General features: G+C 44.5%; 12 protein-coding genes. 5 read left to right on the top strand and 7 right to left on the bottom strand.

Annotation, left to right across the window (positions count from 1 at the left end; translation table 11 throughout):
- Positions 1 to 140: 140 nt before the first annotated feature.
- The 3 genes from NF543_RS13975 to NF543_RS13965 form a co-directional block, all read right to left on the bottom strand.
- Positions 141 to 410, bottom strand: a complete 270-nt coding sequence (locus NF543_RS13975; protein WP_257957505.1) for a hypothetical protein — start codon at positions 408 to 410, stop codon at positions 141 to 143.
- A 61-nt stretch (positions 411 to 471) separates the two neighbouring features.
- Positions 472 to 1,119 (bottom strand): LuxR C-terminal-related transcriptional regulator, encoded by a 648-nt coding sequence (locus NF543_RS13970; protein ID WP_257668754.1) that lies wholly within the window; start codon positions 1,117 to 1,119, stop codon positions 472 to 474.
- Between the two features lie 383 nt (positions 1,120 to 1,502).
- Positions 1,503 to 1,889 carry a hypothetical protein gene (locus tag NF543_RS13965; RefSeq protein WP_257668753.1) on the bottom strand — a complete coding sequence of 129 codons (387 nt, stop codon included), beginning with the start codon at positions 1,887 to 1,889 and terminating at the stop codon, positions 1,503 to 1,505.
- 360 nt (positions 1,890 to 2,249) lie between these two features.
- Here NF543_RS13965 and NF543_RS13960 point away from each other — a divergent pair, with 360 nt between their 5' ends.
- Positions 2,250 to 2,666: a DUF4142 domain-containing protein gene (locus tag NF543_RS13960; RefSeq protein ID WP_257668763.1), complete on the top strand. Its 417-nt coding sequence runs from the start codon at positions 2,250 to 2,252 to the stop codon at positions 2,664 to 2,666.
- Positions 2,667 to 2,778: 112 nt separating this feature from the next.
- Here NF543_RS13960 and NF543_RS13955 read toward each other — a convergent pair whose 3' ends face one another.
- A complete protein-coding gene (locus NF543_RS13955) occupies positions 2,779 to 3,912 on the bottom strand; it encodes a glycosyltransferase (protein WP_257668752.1) in 1,134 nt (377 codons plus the stop codon).
- Positions 3,913 to 4,232: 320 nt separating this feature from the next.
- Between NF543_RS13955 and NF543_RS13950 the strand changes: the two genes are divergently transcribed.
- The 3 genes from NF543_RS13950 to NF543_RS13940 all read left to right on the top strand — a co-directional run bounded on the left by NF543_RS13950 (position 4,233) and on the right by NF543_RS13940 (position 5,855).
- Positions 4,233 to 4,814, top strand: a complete 582-nt coding sequence (locus NF543_RS13950; protein ID WP_257668751.1) for an RNA polymerase sigma factor — start codon at positions 4,233 to 4,235, stop codon at positions 4,812 to 4,814.
- On the top strand, positions 4,795 to 5,064 hold the full coding sequence (locus NF543_RS13945) for a hypothetical protein (RefSeq protein WP_257668750.1): 270 nt from the start codon (positions 4,795 to 4,797) through the stop codon (positions 5,062 to 5,064). Before NF543_RS13950 ends, NF543_RS13945 begins: the two co-directional genes overlap by 20 nt.
- Before the next feature lie 101 nt (positions 5,065 to 5,165).
- A complete protein-coding gene (locus tag NF543_RS13940; protein WP_257668749.1) occupies positions 5,166 to 5,855 on the top strand; it encodes an ATP-dependent Clp protease proteolytic subunit in 690 nt (229 codons plus the stop codon).
- On the opposite strand, the gene NF543_RS13935 is transcribed toward NF543_RS13940, so the two are convergent.
- On the bottom strand, positions 5,845 to 6,993 hold the full coding sequence (locus tag NF543_RS13935; RefSeq protein ID WP_257668748.1) for a hypothetical protein: 1,149 nt from the start codon (positions 6,991 to 6,993) through the stop codon (positions 5,845 to 5,847). The genes NF543_RS13940 and NF543_RS13935 overlap by 11 nt on opposite strands.
- A gap of 162 nt (positions 6,994 to 7,155) precedes the next feature.
- On the opposite strand from NF543_RS13935, the gene NF543_RS13930 reads away from it, so the two are divergent.
- Positions 7,156 to 8,403: a hypothetical protein gene (locus NF543_RS13930; protein WP_257668747.1), complete on the top strand. Its 1,248-nt coding sequence runs from the start codon at positions 7,156 to 7,158 to the stop codon at positions 8,401 to 8,403.
- Positions 8,404 to 8,544: 141 nt separating this feature from the next.
- Here the strand turns inward: NF543_RS13930 and NF543_RS13925 are convergent, their stop codons facing one another.
- Positions 8,545 to 11,223: a carboxypeptidase-like regulatory domain-containing protein gene (locus tag NF543_RS13925; protein WP_257668746.1), complete on the bottom strand. Its 2,679-nt coding sequence runs from the start codon at positions 11,221 to 11,223 to the stop codon at positions 8,545 to 8,547.
- Positions 11,224 to 11,231: 8 nt separating this feature from the next.
- Positions 11,232 to 12,134 (bottom strand): GLPGLI family protein, encoded by a 903-nt coding sequence (locus tag NF543_RS13920; RefSeq protein WP_257668745.1) that lies wholly within the window; start codon positions 12,132 to 12,134, stop codon positions 11,232 to 11,234.
- Between the last annotated feature and the right edge of the window lie 81 nt (positions 12,135 to 12,215).

Here is a 12,215-nt window from a genome sequence, read left to right as displayed (position 1 = left end):
TAGGAATAGGTTGATCCGGATGACACAGTTCACGTTACACTACCCCTACTGGGGCATATAGGTTTCCTGTGGAAAAACCAGTGGTACCTTTACCTATTTCAAACGCTTCCACTACGGCCACTTTCAAACCAACCGCCAACTTATCTTATACGATCCTCAATGGTTTTTCCAATGCGCTGTACAGTATCCTTTTCCAACGTGCCCCACAATTGCATCCATTCCCCAGAGGTGGCCTGCCTTAGCTGGCTGATTGATTTTCCTTCCAGGTAGCAATTATAGATAGGGATTCCATCAGTGGTTTGCACCGGTTCAATAAGAAGCCGATCTCCAATGAATTGGCCTTCTCCCATGATGATTTCAAAATCTTTTGCTGATTCTTCCATGACACTGTCTTTGATGTTCGTTCTCACATGCAGAGGTGATATGAGCTGCCATGTGGGATGGAGTTATGCAAGAGAGCCGCAGATGCGATTAATTCAATACGCCCTGTTGCAACGCTATTCGGATTACCGTGCCAATATCGGATGCTCCAGTCTTTTCGAGCAAGCTCTCCCGATATTTCAAAATCGTGCGCTTATTGGTGAAAAGCTGGTAGGCAATTTCCTGGTTGGAATAACCTTCAAGAATGAGCTTTAAGATTTGCTCTTCCCTAGGCGAAAACTCCACGTCCTGATCTTCTTTTCCAAAATCCGTTGCAGCGATACGCTCCAATACTTTTAAATACAAGGCGGTACAAATATAGGTGTTACCCGCAAGAATATGTTTGATTGCAAATATCAATTCATCCTTATTTGCTTCATTCACGAGGTATCCGTCTGCATCAGACTTCATCAAACCCAGGATATCCTCATCAAACTCAATACTCGATAAGACCAATACTTTAATCTGCGGCGCAATTTTCTTCAATGTCATGGGATACTTTTGGTCTTCTGAGAGAAAGGCATGATCAATGATTAGCATATCAATTGCCAGCCTGGTAGACAGCGCGGATAGAATATTTTCCTTTTTGGATATGACTTCCACAAAAGTAAAATCAGGCTCTTGGTCAAGAAGGGAAATGATACCATCACGGGCAAGCGTTTGAGGTGAGGCCCAAATGATTTTTGCTGAATTTTCCATAAACTTTATCTGTTAAATATGATAATTTGAATGAACAACATTTATTCAAACAGTTTCAAACCAAAAAAATATAAATCTAAAATCTACAATTCTTAATCATATCATAATCGACACATAGGTATACATTTCAGTGGATAGAAAGGTTTTAGTTTTTTTGAGATACTTCCTCTAAAGCAACACGAAGTATGGTTTTTAGTACATGGAGGATATATTATCCGAACACCTCCAAAAACAAGCCAAAAAGAGGATAGGTGTTTGCTAGATATCACATGCAAGCCATTGAGGGTTCCTCAATGGGCAGCGGGGGGACAAAATGGTGGCGTGACGCTCCGGTTTCTTCAAATGCCATGCCGCGTAACGGCATCCACGGTAGTGTGATGGGTTTATTTCCTGTTTCGTTGTTGTTTCCTAATGATAAAAATGGTCAAAAGCGTAAGGAATAAAAATTGAATGGAAGCATCCAGCAGATAGATACGCTGAATGACCCCGCTTGCCACATAAATGATATCCATGACAAGGAAGCTTAGTGTAGTGGCATAAGCCAAAAATATGGGTAATCGCTGCTGACGAAGTGACGATATGAGAAAAGTAAGGCCAATAGATATAGCCAATAAACCCACCATATGCACAAGCCATATATCTTGCTTAGGCCCTGTGGCTACCATGAAACTGTTGATACCAACCACTGGCCAAATTCCCGTAATCACGAAGTATGACCCTTGGAAAAGGAAGACATTGCTTAACCCTCCGTCATGTGTAGATTTATCCATGTTAGTTGCCATCCATTCGCTTGTCAAACTATAGTTACGCAATAACTGACCCTTACCTAATGTTCTGTGTCATGTCCATGTACCTTCACGATTTTATTGTAGGTTCCCATCAGTTCTCCTTATTTTATTATTCCATGTTTATTGTGGTTAACGAATGCAGAGACGATGCCATGTTTTTGGTTTTCTTTCATTTCGTCTAAAAAAAACGGTGTTTTCATAAGTGAATCTGAAATATCATAAATGGAATGAAAAAGTTATGGGGAATTAATTCCATATTATGGAACAATGTTTTTCAAAATGGAGACAGGGGTATGTAGTATTTAGTACAATCCGAAAACTCAATAGGAAAAGCCAGTTGAAATAGAACTTGCCAAACTGGCATTGGAAAAAAGCGACGACCAAGGCGTGAAGGATTTGGCACAAAAGGTTATAGCCGACCATGGCAAGACTGTGGAAGAATTGGAAGCGATAGCCATGCAGAAGAACATCACGTTACCGCCGACCCCCGGTGAAAACCATGTGGAAAAAATAAAGGATCTCAGCGAAATATCTGGTGTCGATTTTGATATAGGTTATATGGAGCAGGCGGTGGCAGACCGTAGCAAGGTGGTCTCCTTGTTTGAGGTTGCTTCTGAAGAAGCCGATGATCCTGAAATCAAGGATTTTGCCATAAAATCCCTTCCCAAGTTAAAACAGCATCAAGAGATAGCCAAAGAACTGAGGGATTCAGTGAGCAATGGCATGGAATCATTCGAGCGTGTAGTGCCTTCGCCTTAAGATTAAGATTAGCATTATATCGGCCAATCTTTTATCGCATCAAAGGTTGCTGCAGCTAATGGGTTGTAGCTCCTTTGATGCTTTAAGGGTTTTAAACAGTCTTGGTTGGTTACTAAGACGGTCTCAAAGAGAATGAAGAAGGGTTGGTTGAAGTGGGAGCTTCGGTGACTATGCTTTTTGAGGCTATCACCCTGGTTTTGGTTTCTGTCAATACTGCTTTGAATAATTGCGCATATTGTTTGCCTATTTTTGGCCACCGGAGCGACAGGCCATAAACATAGGCGTTTTGTTTCAGCACTTCTATTTCAGCTGGTCTGTTTAGCAGATTATTTACAATAACCGAAAGTTGTAGGTAATCATCGAAGCCGAATAACCGACCGCGGTTTTCCTTGAGCAATTCACATGCATGCCAATAAGGTGTTGAAACAACCACTGCTCCCGCTCCAATGGCATAGGACAATGTGCCACTCGTGATTTGTTCTTCATTAAGGTACGGGGTAATGTAGATGTCACATGCCGTTAGGTATGCATGTAAATCTTCTTCGGAGACAAACGCTGATATGAATAACAGATGACGCTCTACACCCAACGTTTTGGCTAAATATTGTAAGCTTTCTCGGTAGCCTTCACCGAAGACTTTCTTGATGCCTGGATGAGTTTTACCCAAGATGATATACTGAATATCAGGATGTTGTTCACGAATAGTAGGTAGCGCCCTAATAACGGTTTCCAACCCTTTGTTTGGACTGATTAGCCCGAAAGTGAGGAGCGTTTTGCGAAAGGGGAAATCCAATGCATGTTTTTTCGCTTGCAAATCTAAGATTTCAAAATCAGGCACACCGTGTGGTATGCATTTAATCTTGCTAGGAAGAATGTGGTAAATATCACGCAGGAGTTGGACTGCTTTCTCACTCATCACCACGATGCTTGAAGCACCATACGCAAGTGTTTTCATAATGGTCATTTGCATAGTGTCAGGCGATTTTAAAACGGTGTGGAAAATAATGGTATAAGGCACTTTAAGTGCCTTAGTCAGTGTGAGCAAGTACTTACTACTTCTCCCTCCAAAAACACCAAACTCATGCTGAATGCAGCATATCCCAACACCATTTCGATTGATGAATGCGGCTGCAGATAGGTAGTCTGCTATTCGTTCTTGACGGATGACGTATTTGACGGTATGATCATACTGATATTGACGCTTATCATCCGAGTCATTGAGTGCCACAATAAAACTATCAGACATTGGCATGTGCGGTTCTATGGCCTGAATCAAATTTTTGTTAAAAGTGGCCAAGCCGCATTCTCGAGGTTGGCATGTAGATATATAAGCTACTTTCATGAATATAGTTTACTTTAAACGTGGTTCTCCAAGGAAACATTCTTTGCTGTGAAGCGTCGAACAACTTACAATCTGTAACCAGTTGGCCCCGTAGTTTACTAACAGCACGTACTGACGATTGTTTGGAAGACCCCAACGGTCAATCTGCATATGAAAAAAATAATTGATAAATTTGGGTGATACCTCTTCATGGGAATGCACATAGTATTAAAAGCCCGTTTTAAATGATGACAAAAACACCTGTTAACAATAGGAAGACAACAGCTCGCGAGGCCCTTTTTATCGCGCTATACCAACGAATTTTTCCCTTAGTTGCTCGTTATGTTGCCAAAAGGGGAGGGCATCTTGATGAAGCCAAGGACATTTTCCATGACGCATTGGTTATTTATTACGAAAAAGTATTGACCACATCCTTGGTACTGGAACATAATGAAGAGGCTTATGTATTCGGTATCGCACGGCATCTGTGGACCAAACGGTATAAAGAAAACCTTCGATATGCATCGCTTGACCAATTGATGGCGACATTTGAGGATGATGAAACCGCTGTTGACAAGGTCGTTGTCACACAATCCGAAACTGCAATCGCAAGTCAGCGAATTGTACATGTATTGCAGGCCGCAGGTAAAAAATGCATGAAGTTACTGATGGCTTTTTATTATGAAAAGTTGGAGATGGGTGAAGTAGCAAGCCGCTTTGGTTTTTCGGGAATTCGCTCAGCAACTGTACAAAAGTTCAAATGCCTCCAAAAGGCGAGGCAAGTGGTTAAAGAAAGATCATTACAATATGAAGACTTCGTTGAATGAATTACAATTGATGGAAGATTGCCTGCTTCAGCAAGCATCGGGAGAGCAATACATGCTTTTTGAAGCCAAACTGCTACTGGATCCTAAGTTGCAGGATGAGGTAAACTGGCAATACAAGACCTATCACATCATTCATGAATATGGTCGTCAGCAAATTCGGCACGAGCTTGAGCAGGTACATCAGTTGCTGTTTACCACATCAGTGCATCAATCTTTTCGCAAAAGGATATTAGGCTTATTCCATAAATAACCTTTAATTCTTTCGTATTCAATGGAACACGGCATGCACCATGATTTGGTGTACAGGGATAACTACGTTTAAAATTTTGAAAAAACAAAACAACAATCATCATGAATATCAACAGCAATGAATTTCACAAGTATGCGGTAAAGCATCATGGAATCAATGGAATGTATGTAGACAGGTTCATCAATCGGATACATGGCTATGATATGCCAATGGCCATGACACCATACATTACCGAAGAACGGCAACTCAATGTGGCCCAAATGGATGTCTTTTCCCGGCTGATGGTAGATCGCATCATCTTTCTGGGCGAGCCTGTGGACGACCGAGTGGCCAACATCATCCAGGCTCAGCTGCTTTTCTTGCAGTCGGCCGATTCCAAAAAGGATATCCAGTTGTATATCAATTCACCAGGTGGGTCGGTTTATGCCGGTTTAGGCATCTACGATACCATGCAGTACATTGGGCCAGATGTGGCCACGATCTGCACGGGCACCGCACTATCTATGAGTTCGGTGCTACTCTGTGCGGGGACCAAAGGAAAGCGAGCGGCACTAAAACATGCCCGCGTGATGATTCACCAGCCATCGGGCGGCATGCAAGGCACAGCAGCGGATATGGACATCAGCACCCAACAGATTCTCAAGGTACAGCGGGAGCTATATGGTATCATTGCTGAACACAGTGGACAGGACTATGACCGGATCAATGAGGCCTCCAGCCGTGATTATTGGATGACCGCCGTAGAAGCAAAGGACTTTGGAATGGTGGATGAGGTGTTAGCTAAAAAGTGATTCCATCCAAATCGTCTAGTCTGGCAACAATCCCCCAGCCGTAAAAATTGTTGGCTACCCCAACTAACACCTCATTGTCTCCTTCCTTCAACGGAAGCTTGATGGAAGCATTTTCAATGGAACATCTTCCAAATGGGGGCTTCATGATGGGATGTCCGTAGTAATTCTTGTCTATATAAACATACTGTCCGTTGACCATGAGCCATACTTCATCACTGAAGCCGAAATCCAACTGTTTCTGTTGATTAGAAGATGAGTGGATATGGGTCTTTAACCATACCAATCGTCGTTCTTTTGTGATGCCATAAGGTCGAGTGAGGTTTACCAACCCGCGGCGCTCGGCTTGGATATCCGTCCAATTGGCATTGGATTTGGGGAAGTCGTCATTTACCGGTTCCAATCCCACGTGAAATATCTCCGGTTCGCTGACCAACCATTGGCGGAGGTAACGTGGATCATTAGCAGTGGGATCCATACTTGCGGGGGAAGGTAAGCCGTCCACAATTCCGGGCTTCACAGTCAGATTGGCAACGATAGATTCCCCATTAAATGCAAGCGTACCATTGGACACATTGCCCTCCAGTTGGGGAATCCATAACACGGGTGTGGAAAGGTCATTGATATAGACTTGCAATTGTTTTTCGGAGATAACCAGTTTGACACGATTCCAGTCTGTTTTGCTGAAACTAGCGGAGCCTTGGAAATGGCCTAACAGATCCCAGAGATTTACCCCCTTTAGGAACGGCGCATATTGTACGGCGTCCATCGCCATGGGATTGCCTGCCCGCGCTGTACGGAGGTAAACGCACTCCGATTCCTGGGCACTGTGGTGCCTGAAATAAAAAGAGGAAAACATGGGATCCGTGGGCCGCCAGTCAAATTCAATAGTGCCAGTAGAAAAATCAAAATCCTTTAATTGTATCAAACCCGCCTTGGGTAATATCCGCATAGTAGGAATCGCTTGATCCTCCTCAAATGCTACCTTGCCGGAATCACTTTGCCAATACGCTTCTTCCATTGGGATTTTGATGGAACCATCAGAAGAAGATGCCAATTTAGGCCGGTTTTGCTGTCCAAATGCCACTATTACGAGACAAAAGGTGCAACAGCATAAGGATATCATTTTATTTCTCATCATCATAGGGTTGTTTATTTAGTTACTTTAGATAAATTTGTTTGTTGATTGCAAAGGTTCAGATCATTTAGTTCTTAATCGAACCATAAGCGATTCAATTCGGTTCAAATTCATTCAGCGGTTATAATTACTAAGCAAGTGGTTGAAAATCAAAACTTACTGACAATGTGTTTGCAGGAAATCGAGAAAAAACTCGGCTGGGGCGATAGTCAGCAATGGTCAAGTACAGACTTCCATAAATTAAGTGAACGGATTTACGAGCAGACGAAAGTGATGCTAAGTCCAAGCACCTTGAAACGTGTTTGGGGCCGCGTGAAGCATGATGGGAAACCGGCTACATCTACATTGGATACATTGGCTGCGTTTCTTGCATATGAAAATTGGCGGGCTTTTGTGGTGGCGCAACAAGATCTTGTCCAACCTGTGGAGGAATCTCCAAATCGGAAAGCTAAAATAAAACAGAAACGGCCGGTCCTTTGGCTATTGGGCATTTTTGCCCTTTTGTTGGTTGGGTTTTTTGTTTTCTTCAAAACAAAATATGAAGGTCCTTCCGAAGCATCAGGCATTATACCCGACGACTATGTGTTTGATAGCAAACCACTGACCCAGGATATCCCCAATTCCGTTATCTTTACCTACGATGCCTCCCATGCACCAATGGACTCGGTATTTATCCAGCAAAGCTGGGATCCCATGCGGCAGACACAAGTATCCAAGGATGGCGATAAACATACTTCGGTGTACTATGAACCTGGATTCTATATGGCGAAGCTGCTCATAGGCCAGCAAGTGGTGAAGGAACATCCATTACTTATCCCTTCAGCTGGTTGGCTCGGTACAATTGATCGAACACCGGTTCCCATATACCTGAGACCGGATGATTTTCTCCATAAAGATAGGCTCAGTGTTTCAGCGGAGACTATCATGTCTAACCAAATCGACCTGATGCCCGACCCACCCGTTGTGAAATACTTCAACGTAGGTAACTTTGAACCGGTACCGATTGCTGGTTTTTCATTCAGGGCGCAGGTGCGTAATGACTACCAAGCGGGCAACAATGCCTGCCAGTTTTCGCAAATCCTGCTCATCACGGATGGCATGCCTATATCGCTGTCCCTATCTACAAAGGGATGTGTTTCCGAATTGGGTCTGATGGGGGGTAACCAATCCGTATCTGGAAAAAATGAAGACCTGTCCGCCTTCGGCGTGGATTTTTCGGATTGGGTATCAGTGGCGTGCCGTAGTGTGAATGGAAAATTCGTCTACGAGGTCAATGGATCCAAAGCATATGAATTGCCACTCGCTGCGAGTCCAGTCAACATCGTTGGAATGGTGTTTATGTTCGCCGGAACAGGTTCGGTGACGGCCGTCCGACTTCATAGCGGCGACAAGGCCGTGTACAATGCTTTTTGAATCCAACTATTAGCCACTGTTTATCCACGTATTACCCACATATAAGCCACCTATCATTCACCTTTTATAACGCATAGCAACCGTGGAGCATTGATGTATCTTACCGGTATATAGGGAGGGGTATAGGTGGAGTTGCATGGCTTATAAATTAAACGCCAGCTTCAGCACGGCCATCCGGCCACGGAGGTTATAGCGGCTGTAGCCAAATTGATTAGCTGTAAGGCTATATGTTTCATACTCGGTAATGTTGGCCAAATTGGTGAAGTCGAGCTCCAGATCCGTATTCCATTTATCAAGCTTATACCGGATATTCGCATCTGCAAAGAAGTAACTGATATCCTGAAGTTGCTGCTGGCTGGTATATTGATGGCGCCCACTTAAGCGCAGGAAGGTGTTTCGGAAGGGTGAGCACATCAGGCTAACCGATTGATCATACCGACGGATTTGGATGTCGGGCATGGAAGTAGCCGTTTCTCCGTGCACCAATTTACTGGTGGTCCATGTGCCAGTACCTTCGTAGTTCAAGCTTATGCGATTCCAAAGGCGGGCCTCAAAATTTGGGGTGAGTGAAAAGGAAACATTGTTATAGGGTAGGAGCTCGCCATTCAGGAATTGGTTGTAACGGGTAGTGCTCCAGGAAGCCTTTATACCAGTAGTAGCACCAAGCGCAAAGATGTATTTGCTAATTCCGGCGTTTGCGCTGAACGTGCTTACATCGTTGTCATAAGGGAGTAGCACCGTTTGGGAGATGTTATCGGTTATGATGTTGGAAGCAATGGTGTTGGCCGTAGCGAGGGTGTAGTGGGCTCCCACATTCATGAAAAGCATACTGATGTTGCGTTGGAAGTTGTAGCCAAGTCCGGCATTATGGGCGCTTCTTTCTTCCAGTTGTGCATCGTTTGCTCGCAGGTTGCGGTAATTGGAGAGGATAGCCCCACGGTATACCCCGTTGATATTGCCCATCTGATTGCTGTAAACATAATTGAATGACAGATAGTCTTCTGCGTTTGTCAGGTATTTTGCCCGGAAAAACGGATTGAACAGCATCCGCTCCTTGTTTTCATCGAGGGCAAAGCCCTCATCTTCATAGGCGATGCGTTGCCAGGTAACGGGAAGGGAAAGCAACGATTCCCATTTTCCATGTTTATATTCATAAGTGGCATTGAATTGGGCATGATGGCGTTGCCAGTGAAGGTTGTTATCGTTACTTTCCGTGTATGCATTCACTTCACCATCCAGTTGGCTGAGGCGAAGCTGGGAATTGAGTTGCTGCCATTCGTTTAACGTGCTCAATCGATAATGCTGTTTGATGGTGCCGCTGGGGAGGCGGTATCCCAATGAAAGGGTGTTGAACCAAGTTGGTGTTTCGGTAAATTGCTGTAGTGTAGCAAAAGCTTCCCCACCATTGAGTACGTCTTCATTGATGCCGGGGTAAATGTTGAGTGTTTGTGGTCGATTGAAGTGATTAAGGTACCAGTTTATACTTAAGATGTTTTTGTTGGCCAATTCGGGTACATATTCCAGGTTGTTGGAGAAATCACGTACCCTACTATGGAGTTCCTGTCCCATGTCCATTTCATTACTGGTTAAGGTCGCCTTGCCGGTTTCTCCGGAATAGCCGATTTTAAGCGCATTGTTGAAGTAGTATTTTTCCTTGTTGGCCTGTAGGTTGAGCGACAGCTCGGTCAAGAATGGTTGTTTGTTGATTTGCTGGTTTTCGTTATAGCTGATGGTATCATTGGCCAAGTAAAGGTCGTTTGCACTGTAGTAGTCCATTTCATTCTGGTCGAGCAGGAGGCCGATGTTTGATTTCAGTTGCCATCCATTATCGAGGTTCATGAGGTTATTTGCATTCAAGGAGCCCGAATTATTGAGGTAGTAGCGATTTGTGGGTAATGCAGGGTTACCCACCGTGCCCGATGAGAGTAGTTCCGCAGGGCGTGAATTGCCCATGGAAGACAGCATCCCCGCTCGGTTGAATGCCGTGAAATCCGTATTTAGGTTGGTCCCCACATTGTTGGCTTTACCTACATTAAGCATCTTGTATTTTTTGTTGAACAGCATGGTATTCAATTCACCGTCATACTGCCCCGGCAGCCCACCCCCTGGTTTCGCCTGTCCCGTGAGTTTGAGCTTGGCTTCATCCTTGATTTTAAGGTTCAGGGCCACGTTTTCGCTCAAGGTTTTGTTTTCCAGTACTTTCAGTGGCTGGTGATTTTGCATGACATCGATATCCTTGACCATGGCATGGGGGATGGTTTTTGTGCCGATGGCATATTTGTCGTCCAGCAAGTCGTCCCCATCGATGTAAAAGTTGGAAATCGCCTTGCCATTGTATTTGATTTGGCCATCTTCCCCCACTTCCATCCCAGGCATCCGCCGCAGTACATCGCCGATGGTGCGGTCTTCGGGTTTGGCGAAGGAAGCCACGTCATAGCTTAGCGTATCCCCGCGGGCATCTATCCTTGGCCGGCTTCTTACCGCCACTTCAGCCAGGTCTATGGCTTGTTCTTCCATCAGGATGTCATAACGTGTTTGCTTATCAGACAATGGCAGCGATACTTTTTTATAGCCTAGGTGGTTTATCTCCAAGTGCAAATCGGAAATGTCTACGGTGTCCGGCCAAGCCAATGTAAAAGCGCCATCGCTGTCACTTGGTTTAAAGGCAAGGATGCGCTGCTTGTTTTTGACGGTTACGCTGGCATTCGCCACGGCCTTTCCATCGGATGTCTTAAGTACCCCCTGTAATTGGCGTTGCTGCGAATACACCATAGCCGCCAAAAGCAGGAAGCAAACCATCAATATGGTTTTCAATTCCATGAGTTCCGCTACTTTTTGTTTAATTCGAGCGGGTTGTTCAGTTTCCGGGCTTTGCCATCCTTCGTCGATATTTCGCGCATCGCTTTGAACTCATCTGGTGTCAGCTCCCGTCCTGATTGGTCCTTAAACACCACCTTCGTCTGTACATTGGCTCCCGTAGGCATATTTCGCATCATATTGCCCATGGGATCTTTAAGGAATGCCTCCTTTGCTTTTTCAAAGGCCTTGGATGTGGTGGTCACGGCTTCTTTGGGAAGGATAATTTCTATGGGCTCATCTTGCTGTTTGTCGAAACCGGCGTAATGAAACATGACCTCCTTTTTGCTGTCTTCGGCCTCAAGGATCAGGCCGGGCAGACCATGCAGCTTCCAGGGGCCATATGGGAATGGTAACTCAGCCGTGAACCAAGCCGTATAGCGCCTGCCACCAAATGTGCCCGTAGCTTTTTGACAGGTATAACCCCCAATATCTTTGGTCTCTCCTTCAATCTGCCAATCAATCACTGGGAAATCTTGCGGCAGGATGTAGTTGCTCATGCCTATCCGATCTACTATGAATAATTTTTTATCGTATGGGAAGATATATAAGGTTTCATTTGACATGTTGGGCGAACTAAAGGAAAAAGAGGCATTGTTTGGTCCCATGGCGGCTTGTCTGTTGCGCATTTCCTTCTTCATTTCTTCGAGTTTTACGGCAAGCGAATGGCTTTTGTACATGCTGGATTGCTCGCCAATATAGACCATCATTTCTTCCTTTCGGGGGTCATCTCGAAAATTGGTATCGTCTACATGTACGAATTCATACTTGATTTGGGCCAATGCGCTGTCGTTGGTTTGTGCATAGGCGGTAGGCGCGTAGCATAACGCCGATAGTGCCGGAGCCACGACCATAAATAAGATTCTTGTTTTCATTTGTTCAACAGTTGTTTCGAATACGAAAATAGGATGGATAAGGGTGTCTAAGTGCATTTTTTGTGTTAAGCAGTGTTAAGA

The sequence above is a fragment of the Parapedobacter tibetensis genome (assembly GCF_024704835.1).
In the GTDB taxonomy this organism is placed as follows: Bacteria; Bacteroidota; Bacteroidia; order Sphingobacteriales; family Sphingobacteriaceae; genus Parapedobacter; species Parapedobacter tibetensis.
Note: the sequence above shows the minus strand (reverse complement) of the source record. Positions and strands in the feature narration are given on the sequence as shown.